Below are 20,076 nucleotides of genomic sequence, written 5' to 3' on the forward strand. Positions count from 1 at the left end.
CCGCGACGACATCCACGAAGCCTTCCTCAGCCTGGCCTGCGGCATCATCTGCTGGCGCCGACTGGTCAACCTCTCACTTTGTTAGGAGTTCTTAGGACCGTTCGCCGATTGCGTTCTGGCCTCCACCCAGAGAGCAGGGGCACAGATGTTATGACCGATTACGCCGGTCCTGGTGGGACGGAACGACGCTGCTGCCGTCCGCCCACCGAACACCGCATACGCGGCACTTGACGTGCCAGTCGTCCCCCGGCTCTTGGAAGATCACTTCTCCTTCCTGTCCCGTCCCCGGGCAGTCTCTCTGGGCGTCCGCGCCTCGCGGCGCCACCTCGGGCGTCTCCCCTTCCTGCCGCGCGGACTCCTGCGACTGGCCGACACGGTCGGGGCCCTCGATGATGCGGCGCTTGGTGTCCTCGTGAATGACCGCGCCCAGGGAAACCTTCACGCCCAGGGCCAGCAAGTCGTAGAACATCTGCCGGTACCACTCGCCGTGCTGCTCCAGCTCGGGCGGGGCGTCGATCAGGTACGAGTCTTTGGCAAGCTCGGAGTGGTCGAAGTACCGGTACAAGGTGACCGGGAAGCTGGCGCCTTGGCCCTTCGGATCGAACGGGTTGTGAATAACCGGGAATGTCCACGCCGCCGATGCCGAAACGATGCAGCAGGTCGAGGGCATCGGCACCGAGAAGGCGCCGTCCATCGTTGCGGAGCTCGCCGAACTCGCCCCGCTCATCGACAAACAAACTCGCCGCGGCCGGGGTGAACATGACCGAACCCGGCGCCACCCCGCCACGACGGCTGCCGGTGACGCCGAAAGCAGCTCGGAGAGTGCGGAGTCGGCGGGCGGGCCGCTGGTCGAGATGACGGTCGTCGTCACCGGCGCGTACCCTGTCAGGTTCTTCTGTTCACCCTCCTGCCTCGGAGCGAGGAGCCAGAGGCAGCGACGCCCCACTACACGCGGCATCCCCGAGACGCTGGCGGCTGAGAAGGACCGTTCTTCGTTTGGGGTGTCGCAGAGCGTGGGTGGGTTCAATTCCGCGAGGGGACATCGTCCCGTCACGTCGGAGGCCGAGGGAGACGGGCCGGCTCAGGCCATGAACACCCTCACTGTCAGTGGGCTGTGATTTTCTGGTAGTTGTCTTGCGCACACCCGGACGCTGTAAGGGAGCAACCCGATGGCGATCTCCGACCTGGAGCGGCTCAAGGTATGGGTGCGTGCGGGAGGCAGGTGCGAGTTCTGCAGCGCGTACCTCCTCGAAGGAAAACTGACCTACAAGGACTACACCCTCGGCGAACTGGCGCACATCGTGGGCCGGGACACCACCCCGGGGTCTCCCCGCGGCCAAGACCTGCTGCCGACCGACCAGCGTGATCTGGCCGAAAACCTCATGCTGCTGTGCCGCGGCGAGCACAACGAGATCGACCGTGCCGGCTCGCTGGACCTCATGACAGTGGAACGCCTACGCCGGATCAAGCGCGAGCGTGAGGAGTGGATCCGCAGGATGACAGGTCTCAATCCTGCGGACGGCACCGTCGTCATCCGCCTCATTGGCAAGGTTCGGGGCCGAGAAGTCGAGCTCACCAAGGCCACCACAGCCGAGGCGGTGATCCGCTCCGAGGGTCGATTCCCTGAGTTCCCGTTGAGCCTGCACGGGGACGGCTTCGAAGTGGACCTGCGTCAGGTGTTCGGCGAGGAGCACGGAGATGCCACATATTGGCAGCAGTGCTGCCGACAGATCGACCAAGTCCTCGAGTACCGGCTGGCGGAGGCCCTGCGACAGGACTCGGTGCGTCACGTCAGTGTCTTCGGATTCGCCCGCCTCCCGCTGCTGGTGTACTTCGGCTCCCGTCTCGATGACACCTTCGCCGTGACCATCTACCAGCGCCACCGCAGCACCGAGGCCTGGTCATGGCCAGAGACCCCAACTTCCCCTGTTGACTTCCATGTTGAGTCCACGCCGGGCGCCTGCGAGCAGCCGGCCGAGGGGGTTCTGTTGCTGAACATCTCAGGCAGCATCCAGGAGACCGAGCTGCCTGTTGAGCTGTGCGACCTGCCCCGCTGGCACGTCAGCCCGGACGGCACCACGCCGTCCGTCGACGTCATCAACTCCATGGACTCCCTCAACGCGTACACCTCCACGCTGAGGTCGCTGATGTCCACGCTCGAAGCCCAGCACAAGCACATCAGGCGCCTTTATGTCCTAGCAGCAGCCCCCGTGTCGGCGGCCGTGGCGCTCGGCCGCCTCCACGACGCCCACGTCCACCCGGCCCTCGTCATTTACGACCGCACCGACGGCTATTACACCGCCGCGCTGGAGATCCAATGAAACTGCTCGCCTACTTCAGCGCCTTCCTCAAGAACGCCGTCAACCTTAACCAGACCCGCCTGAACCAACTCGACGACCGCGTCGCAGCCATCGTCTCGGCGCTGCGAGCCGACCAGCAGATCGGCGAGCTCTACCAGGATCACGTGCCCCAGGGGTCCTGGGCCCATCGCACGATCATCAAGCCCTTCAACGGGCACGAGTTCGACGCTGACTTCCTGCTCCACCTCCAGGAAGTCGACGGCTGGAGCCCCCGGGACAACCTGCGCGAGGTCCGCGCAGCGTTCAAACGGTCCAGCACCTACAAGACGATGGTGACGAAGATGAACCGGTGCTGCCGCATCGTCTACGCCGGTGACTGCCATGTCGACGTCGTGCCCTACCTCGTCCTCGCCGACGGTCGGGAAGTCATCGTCAACTACGCCGCCAACGAGTTCGAGGAGACCAACCCTCAGGGCTTCACCGACTGGATGAAGGAGAAGGACGACCTCACCAACGGAAACCTGCGCCGGGTGATTCGCCTCCTGAAGTACCTGCGTGACTACAAACACACCTTCACGGTGCCCTCAGTGATCCTCACTACGCTGCTGGGCGAACGCGTCCAGACTTGGCACGAGCAGGCGCGCTACAGCGATACCCCCACGGCCCTGAAGTCGCTGCTCGACGACCTTGCGGCGTGGCTCGACCTCTATCCGATGATGCCCACCCTGCCCGACCCCAGCTGCCCGGGGACTACCTTCAACCACCGATGGGACCAGGACCAGTACGCCAACTTCCGCAACAAAATCAGGCTGTACAGCAGCTGGGTGACCGAGGCCTACGAGCACGAGGACAAGACCCAGAGCCTCGCCGCATGGCAACGTGTGTTTGGAACCGCATTCCAGCCGCCCACGACCACCGAGGCAGCCCTGGCGAAGGCCGCGGCAATCCAACCGATCCGCGAGAGCCGCGCTCCGCACGAGCAGTACATCGAGGATTTCGGCTTCGTCTGGAGGGGTGGCCGCAGTGTCCGCATTAACGCGGAGGTCCTGCCGAAGGACGGTTTCCGTCACGGCTCGCTGCAACGCCTCCGCAGGGTCAGCCCCTTGCAGAGCCTCCAATTCACCATCAACACCGATGTACCGGAGCCCTACGATCTCTACTGGAAGGTTCGCAACCGCGGCAGTGAGGCGGCCGACGCCGGTCAGCTCCGCGGTGAGATCGTGCTAGACGAGAAGCGGACCCGCACACGCCGCGAATCGACCTCGTGGCGAGGCCGCCATTATGTAGAGGTGTACATCGTTAAGGATCGCGTGATCCTCGCCACCGATCACCACGATGTCGCAATCGCCTAAACGCTGCGCTGTTCCGCGTGCCTCGCGGGTACGGCCTCGGTTGGTCAGCGGTCCAGGCCCGGCATCGGGATGACGTTGTCGGGCAGAGGGGCGGGTTGCCCTCCCGAACCGTGCCAGCAGGCGAGGACGGCGGCGGCGAGAGCGAGCTGCTCGGCCCGGCTCCAAGCCTCAGCTTCCGAGTCGCGTGCCGCCTTCAGGCTCGCCTTCAGTTGGGCGACATCCTTGCGCAGACGCTTTTCGACTTCTGGGGTCTGGTGGGTCTCGGCGCGGACGGCGCCGTAGAAGGCTTCCCTGAGGTCGGCGTGTCGCTTGTGCAGTGCCATGCGGTGGACATCCGCTTCGATGGCGAGGGCGACGATGGTGAGGCTGCCGTCGGAGCGGGTGGGCTTGCCGGCCAGGAGCCAGTCGATGGCGTCGCCGATGCGGGCGCGTTCGTTCTGGTGTCGAGGTTCAGGGTCACGTGCCCAGGTAGGTACGGGCTCATGTGTCCACCTGGTTGACCGTCAGGCGACGCTGGCGGCTTCTTCGAGGGCGGCGAGACGGTTCTTCAGCCGGTAGCTGGGGCCGTTGATGGAGATGGCGTCGCAGTGGTGGAGGAGGCGGTCGAGGACGGCGGTGGCCAGTACCTCGTCACCTCATCGAACGCCTGTCCCCATTTTCCGAAGCTCTTGTTGGAGGTGAGGATGATGGATCCCTTCTCGTAGCGTTTGGAGACGACCTGGAAGACCGGGTTCGCCTCGGCGCATTCGAGGGGCTGGTAGCCGACCTCGTCGACGACCATGACGTTCGGACGCAGGTAGGCACGAAGGGCCCGGCGAGCCAGCCGATGGCGTCCGCGCTCTTCAGCGCGCCGCTCCTGGAGCTGGTCGGCGGGGACCAGGAGAAGGACGTCGTCGAGGGCCTTCGGCTCGACACCGTACTGGTCTTTGAGCGCCTTCAGTTGTGTCTCGTCGTTATTAGCGCGGACCATCGAGGTGAACTCGGGGGCGTAGTCCTGGGTCTGGCCGTAGTGGAAGACCACGGTCGCCAACCTGACGTGCACCACGCTCACGCCGCGCCCCTCCCCGAGTTTGATAGTCGATCAACTCTATCGGGCGGTTCGTGGCGCAGTAAGGCGTCTGCCCCCCATTACCCCCGGGCGGCTTCGGGGTCCCTGGCATTCAAGCCTGACCGACGACGGTGAGCGGCATTCTGGCCCTACGCGCCGAGGGCGTCGATCAGGTGGTCGTCGAGGTCGGCGACGAAGTTCTCGGTACGCCATGGGCGGAGTTCACGCCGTGCCCGGCGCAGCCGGATGGTGGCGACCCGGCCGCCTGTGCTCGAGGCGCCGTCGATGCATTCGTGCAGTAGCTCGGCGGCGGCGTGCGGGTCATCGAGCCGGATGCGGGCCAGTGCCTGATCGGTGGCGACGATGGTGTGCTGTACGCGCTCGCGTGGCGTGGTGAGCGCTTGGGCGGACCGGGCGAACGCATCGTGAGCGATGGCCGGATCGCCAACGTACAGCTCGCACAGCCCGTCGAAGCCGCGCAGGTGGGCGGGTGAGAAGCTGCTCGGCGACGGGTCGCCGTCCCGGTCGCCGTCTATGTCGTACCACGCCAGCGACAGTGCGGCCTGCGCGTGCCGCTCCGCCCCTGCGCGTGCGGCGATCTCCGCCTGCAGCGCGTGCGCACGAGCCCGGATGGTGATGCTCGCACCGGCTCGTGCGTCGCGTACCGCGGCGTCGACGAGGGTGCGTGCGGCGTCGATGCCGGGCGTCGAGTACAAGGTGACCAGGGCGTGGCTCATGTGGACGACGGCGCGCCGCCACGGGTCGCCGATGAGACCGGCCGTGTCGGTGGCCGCGCAGTACAGGGCGCGGGAGGCCTCGTCGTCGCGGGTCTCGAAGGCGAGTCTGCCGGCGAGGGTGTACGCCTGTGCGGCGATCGAGCGCAGCTCAGGAAGCAGCGGTTCGGGTGCGGCACTCGTCAGCAGCCGTCGGCAGGATTCGACGACGGGGGCGAGCAGCAGTTGCAGGCGTACGAACGGGATGCTGCCGACTTGCCCGTTCACGTCGCCGATGACGGCGCACATCCCGGCGAGCAGCCCCTCGTTGATGCGGGATGGATCGGCGAGCGCTGCCGTCATGGCGTGCTGTGTCGTCGGCCCGAGTAGCGCGAGGAGGCCGCCGCCTGCATCCGTGGCCGTGCGCACGAGCAGGGTACGCAGCTCGTGCAGCCGGCGGTTGCTCTCCCCCAAGTGGGTGAGGGCGTCGAGCAGTTCGGCGAAGTCCGAGCCATGGCCGAGGCTGTGCTGCCCGTCAGGGCCGCGTGCGTAGATGTGGGCGAGTAGGAGCTGGTACCGCTCGCCCGGCAGGATCGGCGCGGTTGCGCTCTCCCACCGGGCCACGGACCGCTGGACACTGGCGACGCTGGTGCCGAGGGGCTGTCCGAGCCGGGACGCCGCGTCGATGAGTACCCGTGCGGTGTCCGCGAGTGACCAGCCGCGGGACAGCCTGAGCCGCTTGAGGGTGGCGGCGCCGACGCGCCGATCGTGCGCGGTCATGACCTCATGATGCCCGCCGTACGGGTTACACGGGCACGATCAGGCGAGGTTTCCCCTGCTGGGCACTGTAGTTGACGGTCTGCCACGTGCCGGACGTGCCTTCGGGCCCGTCGAGCGGGAAACCGATCACCATGTCGGAGTGGTCGACCATCCAGCGGTTACGCGCGTGATAGGCCGGGGCCCCTAGCTCTTCGGCGCGCAGCTCGACGATCTCGGTGATCCGCTCGCGGCAGCGCTGGATTGCCTGCCTCGCGTCGGCCGGCTGCTGCGCGACCGTACCCGGGGCAACAACCGTGATCTTTGCCTTCGAGTTCCCCGCTAGCCACAGCAGGGACAGGCTGTCGATGCCCTTCGCACCCCCGATGTGGAAGTGGGCCTGATCGCTGGCGAAGGGTCCCAGGAACTGCGTGAACAGCTCCGCGTACCAGGCGAGTTCGCGGTGCCCCGTTGACCGCGTGCCGGTAATCGTCACCGTCAGGGGCATGATCAACTCCGTGTCATAGGTTGTCAGATGCCGGGCGGCACGGGACTGCGGTGAGATCGGCGCATGGACGCGACTACCGCACCGGCCATTCTCGCGGAGCAACTCAGGGCACGGGGACTTTCCGTCATAAAGGCGGGTGACCAGACAGTAAGCGTTATGAACCCGCTTAATGCAGTTCTTGCTGAGGCCATCGGTACGTGCGACGGACGCTACGTCACCGGCTGGGGGTACGAACTCGGCGAGACCGGCGACGAGGCAGGCACCGCGCAACGGCTCGCCTTCCTGCTGGGCGTCCCGGGCGATAGCCGTCCCCGCGACACCGCGACGCGAAGGTAGGCGGCCGTGCAGCAGTCACGCGAGAGACACTTCAGCCGCCACCCGGCCTCCGTCGCGCACGCGCGGACCTTTGTCGCAGATGCCCTTACCGCGTGGGAGCTCGGCGACCGCCTCGACGACGTCCGCGTCTGCGTCTCCGAACTCGCCACGAACGCGATCGAGCACAGCACCGATGCCAGCCGGGACTTCCTCGTACAGGTAGCCCGCGGTGACGAGCGGCTGCGTGTCGAAGTACGCGACCAGGGCCACGGGACCCCCACTGTGCGGGACGCCACCGCCGACGACTGCCACGGGCGCGGGCTCTTCCTCGTCGCCGCCCTCGCGGATGACTGGGGCGTGGCATCCCGCGCGGGAGCTGGCAAAACGGTATGGGCTGAGTTCAATCTCGACACCCCCGCCCCATCGCCCGCTGATCACACGCTGGCGCCCGCCCGCGCCGCTACCGTGCCCGTATCGGCCGGGCTGTTCGCCTCCCTCGGCGTCTGGACGTGGATCGGCGCCGACGCTCATGGCAACCCGCTCGGGATCGTCCTACTCGCGCACCCGCCTGCGCGGCGCCACGGCGAGACCGACGAGCGGATCGAGCAGCAGATGCGCGCTCTCGCCGACGCCTTCGGCCTCGTCGAGGCCAGCCAGCCGCTCACCGACATCGGAGCGAGGGTCACGATCCATTGCGGGGCCCGCATCCTGCTACACCCCGACGCCTCACACTTCGGCGTTCAAGCGCCAGCGCACCCCCGGCTCGTCCGGATCCTGGCCGAGCGAGGCGAACTCGCCGTCGCCGTCGGACTCGACCCGCTCGCCACTGGCGCGCCGCCAGCCGAGGTCGACCTCTATGTGGACCACGGGCTGCCCGCGAACCGACTCCTACTCGGCCGCGCCCAGACCGCGGCATCGACGCATGCCGTCCGGACGGTCGGCCCCTCACAACCTTCCGGCCTGCACTGAACACCCCCTATTACCGTTTTCGTGGCCCCGCAATGGGGCTCCCGGCCTCCAGGACCTACTACGCCAAGAAGATCGCCCAGGGAAAGCGCCACACCCAAGCCATCCTCTGCCTCGCGAGACGCCGAGCCGCCGGGCTCTACGCGATGCTCCGCGACGGCACCTTCTACGACCCCCGACCCGCCCCGGCCACTTGATGTTTCGCGACATACGAGTCGTCACAGAGACGGCATGGCCGCCTGGAGCTTCCTCTCCGTCATGGCAGTGGTGCGGTGCAAGGGGACCAGTGTCGCGACGACGAACAGGCCGAAGAGGGTGATGGGCAGCAGCCCGACAGGACGCAGCAGCCCCGCAGGATCATCCTGCAGCCACTGCCAGTTACGATCCAGTTCGCGGAGACGTCCAGCACCATCATCCGCAGACCGGGCTGGATACCCACACCAGCACGGCCAACAACAGAGGAGAGGGCATCGCGAGCACGAACCTCGTGCCGTGCGACATGAACCGTCTCGCGCCTTACCGCGTCACCCTCGTTCTGCGGTACGAGGGTGTCCAACCGGCCCCCACCGGGGAGGCCACCCGCTACTTCGACTCGACAGGCGAGCCGGCCGAGATGGGCCAGCACGGCACCAGCAGGTAGCCAGGTCACGTCGCCGTGAGCTCCGGCCACCCGACCACAACATCGGTGTTGAGAGTCCTTGAAAGCGCTGGTTAGAGAGGTATTCCGCTCTTCATGAGATCCACGGTGTGGTGGTCGCGTCCCAACCGTGATCGCCGGGGAGGTCCCTGTCGTGGCGCCGATTCTCTTCACCGTCGTGTTGCTGTTGCCCTTCGTGACGACGGCTGGCCCGTTCGCGCTCCTCGAAACGCGCGACTGCGTACGTCCCGGGCGGGGGCGCCACCGCCGCGTCGTACGAGGTCGCCATGCGGCTCGGGGAGGGCGGCGATGACCTCGCACCGCGCCCCGGGCGTCACCCCGAGTGTCGTGTGGCGTTGGACGAGTTGCACCCCCAACGCCCCAGCACAGGCCCGCGCCGCCTTGCGCTGCGCCCTCGACCAGCACGGCTACGACGGCGAGGTGATCAGCGATGTGGTGCTGGCTGTCTCCGAGTTCGTCGCCAACGCCACGGAGCATGCGGTCGGACCGTACGAGATGCGCCTTCGTTGTACCGCTGTGGAGGTCATCTGTGAAGTCGAGGATCACGATCCTCGCATCCCGGAGATTCCCGCGCTCCCGGCGGTGGCACCGTACGCCCCGGCAGAGGAGGACCGCGGGGGTGGCCTGGAGGCGTTGTGCTCGCTGCTGTCCGAGCGCGGGCGCGGCCTGCACATCGTTCATGAACTCACCGAGGGGGCTTGGGGGTTCCGCAGCCGGAGCGGAACGAAAACAGCCTGGCTGGCCTTCCCAGCCACTCCCCGTGACCGATTCAAACCCTCGTGGCGCCTGTCCCCTTCGCCGCAGAGCTAGGGCGAGGATGGCGCATCAGGCTATAGAGGGCTGTTACAGGCGGGGCTTGTCGCTCACTCGAGCGTCAAGCCCCGCCTTTTTCCTCGTGAGGCGGCATCGAAGCGACGCATCGTCAAGCAACAGGACGGAGGCAGAACGGAATTCACCTCTCCGGTCGTGATTGACCGGCGCAACACGGGGTAACTCCAGTCGCATCTGATCACTTAGGGTGGTCGACCATGCAGCATGAGTGACGGAAGGTGGGGGATGAAGAAGACGCAATGGCGGACCAAGATGCTTCTGACCGGGGCGAGTACGGCGGTCGCGGGGCTGTTGCTGGCGGGCTGCTCAGAGGGCTCATCAGATGCCAGGCCGTTGCCAGAGGAGACGGTTGAGACGACGGCGTCTCGCACACCGGATGGCAAGCATGCGGAAGCACTCGACGCCTACCGGGCCATGTGGCGGGACTTGACCCGTGCGTCCGAGACGTCCGATGCGGACTCTCCTCTGCTGGACGATCACGCCACCGGCGGCGCACTGGAGTTGATGAAGTACGGGCTGAAGAAGTCCAAGAAGGAACAGGTAGTCAGCAAGGGGGCACCCAAGGTCGATCCCAAGGTGGCGTCGGCGACCAGCCAGGAAGTGGTGCTAGTGGACTGCGTGGACGACAGGAACTGGCTGCAGTACAAGGCGAACGGCGAATTGAAGAACGCCGTTCCGGGCGGGCATTTCAAGGCCGACGCGACTGTCCGGCGCAGCAAGGGGGCTTGGAAAGTCTCGGACCTCTACATGCACGAGGTCGGATCATGCTGACCCGCTGCCGTATGGCGGCCGGGAGTTCGGCCGCGGGCGCCCTGGCGCTGCTTGCTGTCGTGTCGTTCGTCCCAGCCCGAGCGGACGGTACCGGCTCGCAGTACGCCGGAGTCGCCTGTGTCCCAGGCGCATGCGACGCGGAGGCGAAGAGCGTAACGAGGAACCCGGGCAGTTCAGGGAAGAGCAGGCCAGTGCCTCATGGAGGGGCGGCGAAGCCCGGCGGTGGTGGTGGAGGGCCGAAGGGGCCGCCGACGATTGCGTTGAGCGGCTGGGAGTACGACTTGGGTGGCGGCGCGGGGATTTTGCCGCGCTTCGACGGTGAAAAGGCAAAGAAGCCGGAGCCGGCCGGTGGGCAGCAGGTTCCCGTGGAAGTGGTCGTTCAGCGGGCGGTGGAGCGGCTGAAGTTGCCGAAGCCAGTGATCCGTACGAGCCCGGACGAGGACTTCGTGCAGGTGGTCCACGTGCCCACGTGGATGTGGATGGAGCGCACGACCTGGGGACCGGTGTCGACGTCGGCCGCGGTGGAGGGCGTGAAGGTGACGGCGACAGCCCGGCCGCAGAAGGCGGTGTGGTCGATGGGTGAGGGCGGTGAGGTGGTGTGCCGGGGGCCGGGGACGCCGTACTCGGACAGCTACCGCCCCAAGGCGTCGTCGCCGGACTGCGGTTACACCTATCGGCGGGCGTCGCTGTCCGCGCCGGGCAAGGCGTACACGGTGTCGGTGCAGGTGACCTGGGATGTCGAGTGGCATGGGGGCGGGCAGGCCGGGGTGGTGCCGGGGCTGGTGATGGCCGCTGAACGGCAGCTGGTGGTGGACGAGGTGCAGGCCGTCGTCACGCGTTGACGGCTCGGATTGACGGCGCGGCCCGTACTGGACGGGCTGGGCAGGTGAATGTTGGAAATCTCTTGATCGCGAGGTGAATTGTGGGTACCTCCATGTCTTCTTCGGCCCTGAAAGGCGCCAGGTCCCGTGTGCCGGGGGCGCGCCGGTCGGGTCCGGAGCAGCCGCCGACGGTGACAGGTTCTCGGCGGCGCAGGCTGGGCTGGGTGTGGGCCGGGGTGGGGGCGGTGGTGGTCTCAGCGGTCGGGTTCACGCTGGTCGCACAGGTGGTGGGTGAGCGGGATCGGGTCCTGGTGCTGGCCCGTGACGTGCCGGCCGGTCGGGTGCTGAAGCCGGGCGATCTGCGCGCGGTGGAGGTGGCGGCGGACGTGGGCGTGGTGCCCCTGGCCGACCGGGCCACAGTGCTGGGGCGGCGGGCGAAGGTACCGCTGGTGGCCGGAGCATTGCTGGCGCCGGGGCAGGTGGGGACGAGCGTTGACTTCCCGCCGAAGGGGTTCTCGCAGGTGGCGCTCGCCGTGGAGCCGGGCGGTGCGCCACCGGATCTCGCTCGCGGGGAACGTGTCGCGGTCCTTCCCGGCCCGGCCGGTACCGGAGCGGTGAACGACGAAGAGGAGAAGGCGGCCTCGGCGGTGGCGGGGACGGTAACGGGGGTACGAGAGGCGGAGTCCGCGGGCGGGCCACGGGTGGTGACGGTGCTGGTAGAGACCGGGGCAGCACGGCGGGCCGCGCAGCTGGAGCATCCGCGGGTCGTGGTGCTTCCCGCCGAGGGGCGTGAGGCTCCGTGAGGCGGCTGGTCGTTGTTGGGTCGGTCACGGGCGCGCCGGGGGTGACGACGACGGCGCTGGCACTGGCCGCCGTGTGGCCGTCGGAGGCGGACGGCGGGGTGCGGCCGGTGATGGTGGAGGCGGACTCCTCCGGCGGTGACGTCATGATCCGCTTTGGTCTGCCGACGGCACCCTCGCTGCTGGATGTCGCGGCGGCGGCCGGGAAGCCGTACCCGGGCTCCCTACTGGGGGCGGCGAGCGAACTCTCCTGCGGGGTGCGGGCGGTGGCCGCTGTGCCCGGCCGCGGCCCGTGCCGGGAGGCCGTGCGGCTGCTGGCCGGTGAGGCCGGACGGCGCGTGCTGCTGGGGACCGACCACGATCGGGGCACGGTGCTGCTGGACGTGGGGCGCCTGGGCGAGGATGTCGAGCCGCTGTTGGACGCGGCCGACCGGGTCGTGCTGGTGGCGCGGGGCGGAGCGGAACCGCTGATCCATGTGTCCGCGTACGGACTGAACGTTGATGAGTATGCCGGGCGGCTGACGCTTGCCGTGGTCGGGCCGTGCCCGTACCGGGCGGAGGAGATCGAGAAGACGCTCGGGATCGAGCGGGTGCTCTTCCTGCCGTGGGACGCCAAGAGCGTGGCCGTGATCAACAGCCCCAAGCACGGCGTACGGCGCACTAACGGGTTTCGGCAGCCACCGCTGATGACTGCGGCACGGACCCTGGCTCGTGGGCTGGCAGGGCCACCCGAGAGCGAGACCAAGAGTGGGGACACGGACGGCGAACGCGTGGCCGAGGACGGCGGGGCGCAGCTGACGGGACGCAGCCGGAGGGGTCTGGTGCAGGTTCCGGGAATCGAGGAGGGCGGATCATGAACGGGCAGGTGATGCCGCCGGGTGCGGTGCCCGGTGGTGGTGAGCGGGAGCTGGCGCATGTGGTGCGACAGCGCGTGGCGGCTCGGCTGGCCGCGTACGCAGGCGAGCGCGAATCGGCGGGGTTGCCCGCGGAGGATGAGACGGCGCGCCGGGCCACGGTGGGACGGCTGTTGACCGAGGAACTGGGTACCCAACGGCGCCAGGCCCTGGCCCAGGGTCGGGCGGTGATCGATGTCGCGGCTGAGGAACGGATCGCGCAGGCGGTCGAGGACGCGCTGTTCGGCACCGGCAGCCTGGAGCGGCTGCTGGCCGACGGGTCGATCGAGAACATCTGCGTCAACGGCTGCGACGTGGTGTGGGTCAAGGATGCGGCAGGTGCGTGGCGCCTCGAAAGCCCGGTGGCCTCCTCCGATGAGGAACTGGTGGAACTGGTGCGCGCACTCGCTGCCCACGCGGGCGGTGAGGAGCGACGCTTCGACCGGGGCATGCCCCGCCTGAACCTGCAACTGCCCGACGGATCCAGACTGTTCGCGGTGATGGCGGTGACCGGCCGGGTGTCGCTGACGATCCGCCGCCACCGCTTCCCGGCGGCCTCGATGAGTGAGCTGGTGCGGCTGGGCGTGTGCGACGAGCAGCTCGCTGCGTTCTTGAGAGCGCTAGTGCGGGCGCGGAAGAACATCGTCATCGGCGGCGGCACCAATGTCGGCAAGACCACCGTGCTGCGGGCCTTCGCCCACGAGATCCCGCCCGAGGAGCGGCTCGTCACGATCGAGGACACCTTCGAACTCGGCCTGGACGCCGACCGGGTGGCGCACCCGAACGTGGTGGCCATGCAGGCCCGCGAACCGAACATCGAGGGGCAGGGCGGCATCGACCAGGCGGAGCTGGTGCGGTGGGGGCTGCGTATGTCCCCGGACCGGGTCATCGTCGGTGAGATCCGCGGGGCCGAGGTCATCCCGATGTGCAACGCCATGAGCCAGGGCAACGACGGCTCGCTGTCCACCATCCACGCCTCCACCTCGCGAGGGGTATTCACCAAACTCGCCTCCTACGCCGCGCAGTCCCCGGAGCGACTCTCGCTGGAGGCGACGAACCTGATGGTGGCCTCTGCGGTCCACTTCGTAGTCCACTTGAGCTGGGATGCGGCAGGGCGCCGGGTCATCGACTCGGTGCGCGAGGTCATCGACGCGGACGGGGCGCAGATCGTCTCCAACGAGGTCTACCGGCCCGGCCCCGACGGGCGCGCTGTGCCTGCCACCCCGCTGCGCACCGAGACCCTCGATGACCTGGTCGCGGCGGGGCTGGACGCTCAGGGCGCTGCCTTCCAGTGGTGGGGGGCGGCTTAATGAGCAGCCCGTTTGGCCCCGGCGTTTGGCCAGGGGTCGCGGTGGCGTGCGGGACGGTGTTCGGCCTCGGCCTGGTGGCCATCGGCTACGGCGCCGTACGGCGCGCGGCACGCGAGGAAAGGCCCGGCCTGTGGCGGGCGCTGGTGACGCGGCTGCCTGGGGACTGGACCACGCGGCGAGTGGTGATCGCGGTGACGTCCGGGGTGGTCGCGGGGGCGCTGACGACATGGCCGGTGGCGGCTGTGCTCACCGCGGTCGCCATGCTCACCCTGCCCGGCCTGCTCGGCCCGGACCGGCACGCGGCACGGCGGACGGAGCGGATGGAGGCTCTGGCTCTGTGCACGGAGATGCTGCGCGACACCCTGTCCGCGGCGGCCGGCCTGGAGCAGGCGGTGCTGGCGACCTCGGACATCGCTCCGGCCGCGCTGGAGTCTGAGATGCGGGAGCTGGCCGCCGCCGTCCGGTCGGGGCGACCTCTGCCGGCCGCGCTGCGGGCGTTCGCCGAGGACGTCGATGACCCGTTGGCCGATGTAGTGGTGGCCGCGCTGGTGATGGCGGCCGAGCAGCAGGCCAGTCAACTCGCGCCACTCCTGGGCGAGTTGGCGGAGTCGGTGCGCGAGCAGGTGGCCATGCGGCAGCGCATCGACGCGGGACGGGCCAGCGTGCGCACCGGAGTGCGGGTAACGGTGACCGTCACCCTGGGCATGGCGGTGGGGCTCATGGTCTTCAACCGCCCCTATCTGGATCCCTTCAACACGCTGAGGGGACAGGCCGTGCTCGCGGTGGTAGGCGTCCTGTTCGCCGCGAGCTTCACCTACCTAACCGCGATCGGCCGTATCGAGGAACCGGTCCGCCTCATCGGCCCGACCACTCCCCGCACTGCAGCGGGCACCGAACCGGGAGGTGCATGGTGATCGTCATGCTGTTCGGTGCGCTGTTCGGCGCCGGAGCGACCGCTCTCGTCTACGGGCTCCGTCCAACCCGGCTCACCCTCGCCGACGTCCTCACCGCCCTCAGCACACCCGCGCCGCCTCCTGAATCACGTACGCATGAGGCGGATAACGCGGAGTGGGCCACCCGGCTGGGCAAGCGCGCGGTACCGCTGGTGCGGGCGCTCGGCTTCCCCACCTCCTCACTGCGTGCGGACCTGGCCGTGTGCGGCACGGACGAGGAGCAGCACCTGGCGGGCAAGGCGGTCTGCGCCACCGCCGGACTCATCGCCCCCTGGGCTGCCGCGCTGCTCCTGCAAGTGGGCGCCGGTGTTGCGGCGGGCTGGTGGGTGCCGTTGGCGGGCTCGCTCGCTCTGGCCGTGGTGCTCTTCTTCGCCCCCGACCTGTCGCTACGCCAGCAGGCCGCGCGGCGACGCCGCGAGATGAGCCATGCCCTCAGCCTCGTCCTGGACCTGACGGTGATCGCGCTCGCGGGCGGCGCCGGAGTCCAGCAGGCCCTCGCCCAGGCCGTCGCCGCGCCACAGGGGTGGGCGGCGTCGAGACTGCGGCACGCCCTGCACGTCGCGCAGCTCACCCGCACCAGCCCCTGGCCTCACCTCGGTGCCCTGGGACGGCAGTTGGCCGTGGGTGATCTCACCGAGCTCGCCTCGACGCTGAACCTCGCGGGCAGTGAAGGCGCCAAGATCCGCGGCTCACTGGCGGCGAAGGCGCGGGCGATGCGGCGGCGGAGGATCTCGGAGGCCGATGGCGCGGCGCAGGCGGCGACCGAGCAGATGTCGCTGCCGGTGGTCGGGCTGTTCGCCGCGTTCCTGCTGCTGATCGGCTACCCGGCCCTCGCCTACGTCATGGCGATCCGCTGAATGCCTCATCCAACCGTACGAGACCAAGTAGAGAGAGCACTCGCCATGTTCCAACTCGGCATCCTGGCCCGCCTGGTACACGCACACCTGACCGAGGTCCGCCAAAAGGCCCGCTCGGACGCGGGCTACACCACCGAGACCATCGTGGTCACCGCCCTGCTTGTGATCCTGAGCCTGACCGTGGTGGGCATCATCGTCGCCAAGGTCACGGCCAAGGCCAACGGCATCGACCTGGGCGGTTAATTCGTGACCGCGTTCCTTCGCAGGCTGCGCAGCGACCGGGGGGCGGCAAGTACCCAGCTGGTGCTCGTCGTCCCGGCGCTTCTGCTGATCGCGCTGCTGGTGGTGCAGTTCGCGCTGGTCTGGCACGCGCAGCACATCGCCCAGTACGCCGCTCAGCGGGCCCTGGCCGCCGCCCGCGTCGAAGACGGCACCGCCGCGGACGGCCGGACGCAGGCGCGGCGCAGCCTTGCCGCACTGGGCAGCCGGGTCCTGACCGCCCCGTCCGTGACCGCCGCGCGCACCGCCGCCGAGACCACCGTCCGTGTGGACGGGACGGTGATGCGCGTGCTCCCCGTCCCGGGGCTGGTGCTGCACGCTTCCGGCACCGCCTCCGGTCCCACCGAGCAGGTCACCACCCCAGCCGGGGGCCAGCCGTGATCCGACACGTGCGCCGCGCGCGCGTGGATGGGGAGCGGGGTTCGGCGGCGGTGGAGCTGGTGCTGGTCACGCCGCTGCTCGTGCTCGTACTGCTGGTTGTGGTGGCACTCGGGCGGCTCACCGATGCCCGCTTAGTGGTGGCGGACGCCGCCCACCAAGCTGCCCGAGCCGCCTCCCTGGCCCGCACCGACAACGACGCCCGCGCCCAGGCGCAGCAGGCGGCGAGCGCGGCACTGCGCGAGGCGGGAGCATCCTGCACGCGTCCGAGCGTCCGTCTCACCACCGACGGCCTCGCGCCGGGCGCCACCGTGACGGCAGAGGTCTCCTGCACTGCCGACCTGGGCGGTCTCACTCGCACCGGGATGCCCGGCCACGTGGTGCTCGCTGACACCGCCTTCTCCGTTGTCGACACATTCAGGAGCAGCCCGTGAAGCGACGAGTACGAGCGCATCTGGCGCATGTCCGCGCCCAACTGGCGGCCGGGGACGACCGTGGGCAGGTCACAGCGTTCGTCGTCGGCGTCTTCGCCGCGCTGTGGCTGTTCGCCGGGATCGTTGTCGACGGCGGGCTCGCCCTGGCCAGCAAGGCCCAGGCTCTGGACGCGGCGCAGGAGGCCGCCCGCACGGGTGCCCAGCAGCTGGATGTCGGCCGACTGCGGCGCGGGGACGATGTGCGGCTCGTGGGCGACGAGGCCGCGGCGGCGGCCCGTGCCTACGTCGCCTCCACCGGCGACAGCGGGACTGCGTCGGTCAAGGGCGACGCCGTGACCGTCCACGTCATCCACCACCAGCACACCCAGATCCTGCAGCTGATCGGCCTGCGCACCCTCACCGTGCACGCGAGTGGCACCGCGCACGCCGAACGCGCCACTCCATAAAGAACGTTCACCGCCCCTTCCGGCCGAAGAGAGAAAACGGTGATGATCCACCCTCCTCAACTGCGCCAGCGTCTGACCGCGGCCGTCACAGCGGGTGGCACCTTGGCTGTCACATTTGCCCTGCTGGTCGGGATGCCCTACGTCCTGTGGCGGGCCACAGGCCTTCCCTGGCCCGACCGCGTCTCCTCCTTCAGCGAGTTCGGCCAGCGGCTGACACAGCCGGTCAGCGATCCCTTGATGATCGACCTGCTGGCCGTAGTGGGCTGGGTGTGCTGGGCCGCCTTCGCCAGCACCGTGGTCCGCGAGATTTGCTGGTATACGACCCATCTTCCGCAGCTGCTGCGTGACCGTCAGGCGCACGATGAGCATCTGGCCGCCCTGTCCATGAAGGGCTCGCTGGCCGCGCTGTGCATCGGCACCCTCGTCGTCGCCCTGCTCGGCCTGTGGCGCCCGCAGCCGGTCAGCGCTCAGCAGTCCTCCTCCCTCGGCGAGGTACGGGCGCACGTCGCCGCGACAGCCCCTCTCGTCCCCGCTCCGAGCCGACAGCTCGCCCCTCCTGCCGTAGCCGCGACAGCCTCGGCGCAGCCTACGACGGCCGGGCCCGGTCCGGAGCATCCCGGCCCGTCCAGCAAGGCCGACGCGGTCCGGCACATCGACTACACGGTCGTCGAGGGCGACACCCTGTGGGACATCGCGCACACATACATGGGAGACGCGCTCACATGGCCACGGATCTACGCGCTGAACAAGGACCGCGTCCAAGGCGACGGAGCCCGGCTCAGTGACCCGGACCTGATCAAGCCCGGCTGGCAACTGACTGTCCCCGTCGCCCAGAAGGCCACCCCGCCGACACCTGCCCCGGTCCCGGATGCCACGCCTCGAGCACCCGCTGCGCCGCCCACCGAGACCGCGCCCGCCCATCCAACTCACGACCAGGACACGGGCACTGGCCACCAGGCAGGCGGTGATCACGCACCTGCTGGGCCTGTCAGGCAGGATGAGACCGCGGCCCGGAAGCCGGACGCGGAGCCCGGCCCTGCCGCGGTTGGCCTTGGGGAAGCGAGCCTGATCGGTATTACCGCGGCGGCAGGTCTGCTGGCTGCGCGCCGGTACTGGTACTGGTACCAAAATCGTCTGCGTGAGGCTGACCGGGACCCTGAGGTGCCTGCCCTCAGTCCGCTGGTCGACAAAGCCGCACAGGCCGCCCATGCGGCCACCCGGCCCCGCCAGCCAGAGGATCCTGAGGCCCTGGTCACCCACCGCACCCCACCCCAGAAACCCCGCAGTACGGGCACGGTCACCATCGGTGTCCGGGATAGCGCCGAGGTCCTGCTTGACGAGTTGGCCACGCCCGGAGGCTGCGCCTGGACCGGTCCCGGTGCCGAGGGCGCTGCCCGCGCCCTCCTGGTCGGCGTCCTTACCGCCGCCGAACGCCAGCGCCCCGGACCTGCGCGCGTCACGGCGATCGTCCCCGAAGACGTGGCCGAGTGCCTGCTGCCCGGACTCCCGACGCAGTTCACGGCCCTCACTCAGAGCGCCGATACCGCACGGGCCATCCGAGCCGCCGAGCAACACCTGCTCGCCCACGCTCGCACTCACGACGAGCAGGAAACCGACCCCGCGGCAACCGGGCCGGCACCCGCCAACTCCGCTCCAGAGACCGGCCCGGGCACGCTGATCCTGCTCACCGTGCCGGACGCCGCCCACACCGGACAACTTCAGGCACTGGGCGCCCGCAGCCACCCCAGCACGCTCATCGTCCTTGCCCTGCGTGCCCCGCTGCCCGGAGCCGAGCCCTGGCACATCGCCGACGACGGCACTACCGCCCGCCCCGACGCGCACGATCAACACCCTGGCTCGCTCAGGCTGTTCCACCTCACGCCCGAGGCCGGACGAGACATGAGCGAAGTCCTCCTCACCGCCCACGGCCAGCGCCCCCGCCTGCACATCCTCCCCACCCCCAACCCGCATCCTGACGGCGAGCACCCCAACATCCCGGCCGCGCCCGAGGCGAATGACGTACCCACACGCCCGCACGCGGTCGAGATGTCGCGGCCGGCGCAGACCAAACCGGTACGCCTCCACGTCCTCGGGCCCATCACCCTCTACGCCCGCGGCACCCCCGATCCCGTCGGCACCAACATGCGAGGTGAGGTCCATGAATTCCTCGCCCTGCTCACCGCCCACCCCACCGGGCTCCTCGCATCGGACATCGCCGAAAAACTCCACCTCGATCCAGGCAGCGACCAGAACGGGCTGAAAAACCTTCGCCGTGCCGTACGCCGCGCTCTGCGCGCCGCGACCGGTATCACCGCGCAGGAATTCGTCCTGCTCCAAGGGGAACTCCACAAACTCCATCCGGAGCTCGTGGAAACCGACCTCGCGGACTTCAGCCGCAGCCTAAAAGAGGCGTTCTCGTCCTCCGGTATGGAAAACCTGGGGAACGACGCTCTGTCCGCCGTACGTGACGCCCTGACCCACTACCGTGGGCCCTTCGTCCAGGGCGGCGACTATCTATGGGCCGACGCGATCCGAGAACACCTCGCCACCCAGGCCACCGACGCCGTCCTCCGCCTGGCCCGCCAGGCGCGGGTGGACTATGACCACCTGTGCCTGGCGGTGGCGATGATGATCGGCGCGATGCTGGGCCCACCGGGCTCGGACGAACGACGGCGGGCGATCGGGGC

At 69.0% G+C, this 20,076-nt stretch carries 23 protein-coding genes and 3 pseudogenes; 20 read left to right on the forward strand and 6 right to left on the reverse strand.

What is annotated here, in order from left to right; genetic code table 11:
- Positions 1-148: 148 nt before the first annotated feature.
- Entirely contained in the window at positions 149-565 is a 417-nt protein-coding gene (locus ACWDO5_RS30080) for a hypothetical protein (protein WP_450533563.1), read from the reverse strand.
- Positions 566-623: 58 nt separating this feature from the next.
- On the opposite strand from ACWDO5_RS30080, the pseudogene ACWDO5_RS30085 reads away from it, so the two are divergent.
- The 3 genes and pseudogenes from ACWDO5_RS30085 to ACWDO5_RS30095 all read left to right on the forward strand — a co-directional run.
- Positions 624-878: pseudogene (locus ACWDO5_RS30085) on the forward strand (NAD-dependent DNA ligase LigA); the annotation flags it as partial.
- Between the two features lie 291 nt (positions 879-1,169).
- On the forward strand, positions 1,170-2,321 hold the full coding sequence (locus ACWDO5_RS30090) for an SAVED domain-containing protein (protein ID WP_450533564.1): 1,152 nt from the start codon (positions 1,170-1,172) through the stop codon (positions 2,319-2,321).
- Positions 2,318-3,652 carry an SMODS domain-containing nucleotidyltransferase gene (locus ACWDO5_RS30095; protein ID WP_450533565.1) on the forward strand — a complete coding sequence of 445 codons (1,335 nt, stop codon included), beginning with the start codon at positions 2,318-2,320 and terminating at the stop codon, positions 3,650-3,652. Before ACWDO5_RS30090 ends, ACWDO5_RS30095 begins: the two co-directional genes overlap by 4 nt.
- 44 nt (positions 3,653-3,696) lie before the next feature.
- Here ACWDO5_RS30095 and ACWDO5_RS30100 read toward each other — a convergent pair whose 3' ends face one another.
- The 5 genes and pseudogenes from ACWDO5_RS30100 to ACWDO5_RS30120 form a co-directional block, all read right to left on the reverse strand.
- Positions 3,697-3,975 carry a hypothetical protein gene (locus ACWDO5_RS30100; protein WP_450533566.1) on the reverse strand — a complete coding sequence of 93 codons (279 nt, stop codon included), beginning with the start codon at positions 3,973-3,975 and terminating at the stop codon, positions 3,697-3,699.
- A gap of 180 nt (positions 3,976-4,155) precedes the next feature.
- Positions 4,156-4,275, reverse strand: coding sequence for an ATP-binding protein (locus tag ACWDO5_RS30105; RefSeq protein ID WP_450533585.1), 120 nt, complete (start codon positions 4,273-4,275; stop codon positions 4,156-4,158).
- A 71-nt stretch (positions 4,276-4,346) separates the two neighbouring features.
- Positions 4,347-4,622, reverse strand: a pseudogene (locus ACWDO5_RS30110) (ATP-binding protein); the annotation flags it as partial.
- A gap of 227 nt (positions 4,623-4,849) precedes the next feature.
- Positions 4,850-6,193: a hypothetical protein gene (locus ACWDO5_RS30115; RefSeq protein WP_450533567.1), complete on the reverse strand. Its 1,344-nt coding sequence runs from the start codon at positions 6,191-6,193 to the stop codon at positions 4,850-4,852.
- Between the two features lie 25 nt (positions 6,194-6,218).
- Positions 6,219-6,677 carry a hypothetical protein gene (locus ACWDO5_RS30120; protein ID WP_450533568.1) on the reverse strand — a complete coding sequence of 153 codons (459 nt, stop codon included), beginning with the start codon at positions 6,675-6,677 and terminating at the stop codon, positions 6,219-6,221.
- Between the two features lie 156 nt (positions 6,678-6,833).
- Between ACWDO5_RS30120 and ACWDO5_RS30125 the strand changes: the two genes are divergently transcribed.
- From ACWDO5_RS30125 to ACWDO5_RS30205, 17 genes and pseudogenes are all read left to right on the forward strand, one after another.
- Positions 6,834-7,013, forward strand: a complete 180-nt coding sequence (locus ACWDO5_RS30125; RefSeq protein ID WP_450533570.1) for a hypothetical protein — start codon at positions 6,834-6,836, stop codon at positions 7,011-7,013.
- 6 nt (positions 7,014-7,019) lie between these two features.
- The gene (locus tag ACWDO5_RS30130) at positions 7,020-7,961 is read left to right on the forward strand and encodes an ATP-binding protein (RefSeq protein ID WP_450533571.1); all 942 of its coding nucleotides are present in this window, start codon (positions 7,020-7,022) and stop codon (positions 7,959-7,961) included.
- A gap of 41 nt (positions 7,962-8,002) precedes the next feature.
- Positions 8,003-8,155, forward strand: a pseudogene (locus ACWDO5_RS30135) (IS110 family transposase); the annotation flags it as partial.
- A gap of 302 nt (positions 8,156-8,457) precedes the next feature.
- Entirely contained in the window at positions 8,458-8,598 is a 141-nt protein-coding gene (locus ACWDO5_RS30140) for a hypothetical protein (protein ID WP_450533572.1), read from the forward strand.
- A 306-nt stretch (positions 8,599-8,904) separates the two neighbouring features.
- On the forward strand, positions 8,905-9,426 hold the full coding sequence (locus tag ACWDO5_RS30145; RefSeq protein WP_450533573.1) for an ATP-binding protein: 522 nt from the start codon (positions 8,905-8,907) through the stop codon (positions 9,424-9,426).
- Positions 9,427-9,672: 246 nt separating this feature from the next.
- Entirely contained in the window at positions 9,673-10,218 is a 546-nt protein-coding gene (locus ACWDO5_RS30150) for a hypothetical protein (RefSeq protein ID WP_450533574.1), read from the forward strand.
- Positions 10,219-10,583: 365 nt separating this feature from the next.
- Positions 10,584-11,060: a hypothetical protein gene (locus ACWDO5_RS30155; RefSeq protein WP_450533586.1), complete on the forward strand. Its 477-nt coding sequence runs from the start codon at positions 10,584-10,586 to the stop codon at positions 11,058-11,060.
- 170 nt (positions 11,061-11,230) lie between these two features.
- Complete coding sequence (locus ACWDO5_RS30160) at positions 11,231-11,842, forward strand: SAF domain-containing protein (protein ID WP_450533575.1); 612 nt, start codon at positions 11,231-11,233, stop codon at positions 11,840-11,842.
- Positions 11,839-12,696 carry a hypothetical protein gene (locus ACWDO5_RS30165; protein ID WP_450533576.1) on the forward strand — a complete coding sequence of 286 codons (858 nt, stop codon included), beginning with the start codon at positions 11,839-11,841 and terminating at the stop codon, positions 12,694-12,696. Before ACWDO5_RS30160 ends, ACWDO5_RS30165 begins: the two co-directional genes overlap by 4 nt.
- Positions 12,693-14,042 (forward strand): CpaF family protein, encoded by a 1,350-nt coding sequence (locus tag ACWDO5_RS30170; protein WP_450533577.1) that lies wholly within the window; start codon positions 12,693-12,695, stop codon positions 14,040-14,042. Before ACWDO5_RS30165 ends, ACWDO5_RS30170 begins: the two co-directional genes overlap by 4 nt.
- Positions 14,042-14,956: a type II secretion system F family protein gene (locus ACWDO5_RS30175; protein ID WP_450533578.1), complete on the forward strand. Its 915-nt coding sequence runs from the start codon at positions 14,042-14,044 to the stop codon at positions 14,954-14,956. The genes ACWDO5_RS30170 and ACWDO5_RS30175 overlap by 1 nt, the downstream gene beginning before the upstream one ends.
- Positions 14,953-15,852 (forward strand): type II secretion system F family protein, encoded by a 900-nt coding sequence (locus ACWDO5_RS30180; RefSeq protein WP_450533587.1) that lies wholly within the window; start codon positions 14,953-14,955, stop codon positions 15,850-15,852. Before ACWDO5_RS30175 ends, ACWDO5_RS30180 begins: the two co-directional genes overlap by 4 nt.
- Positions 15,853-15,897: 45 nt before the next feature.
- Positions 15,898-16,095, forward strand: a complete 198-nt coding sequence (locus ACWDO5_RS30185) for a hypothetical protein (RefSeq protein WP_450533579.1) — start codon at positions 15,898-15,900, stop codon at positions 16,093-16,095.
- 3 nt (positions 16,096-16,098) lie between these two features.
- Complete coding sequence (locus ACWDO5_RS30190; RefSeq protein ID WP_450533581.1) at positions 16,099-16,512, forward strand: TadE/TadG family type IV pilus assembly protein; 414 nt, start codon at positions 16,099-16,101, stop codon at positions 16,510-16,512.
- A gap of 50 nt (positions 16,513-16,562) precedes the next feature.
- Complete coding sequence (locus tag ACWDO5_RS30195; RefSeq protein ID WP_450533589.1) at positions 16,563-16,943, forward strand: TadE/TadG family type IV pilus assembly protein; 381 nt, start codon at positions 16,563-16,565, stop codon at positions 16,941-16,943.
- The gene (locus ACWDO5_RS30200) at positions 16,940-17,389 is read left to right on the forward strand and encodes a pilus assembly protein TadG-related protein (RefSeq protein WP_450533582.1); all 450 of its coding nucleotides are present in this window, start codon (positions 16,940-16,942) and stop codon (positions 17,387-17,389) included. Before ACWDO5_RS30195 ends, ACWDO5_RS30200 begins: the two co-directional genes overlap by 4 nt.
- 102 nt (positions 17,390-17,491) lie before the next feature.
- On the forward strand, positions 17,492-20,076 hold a 2,585-nt coding region (locus ACWDO5_RS30205), incomplete at its 3' end, for a LysM peptidoglycan-binding domain-containing protein (RefSeq protein ID WP_450533583.1).

This window comes from Streptomyces sp. NPDC000880, assembly GCF_053599675.1.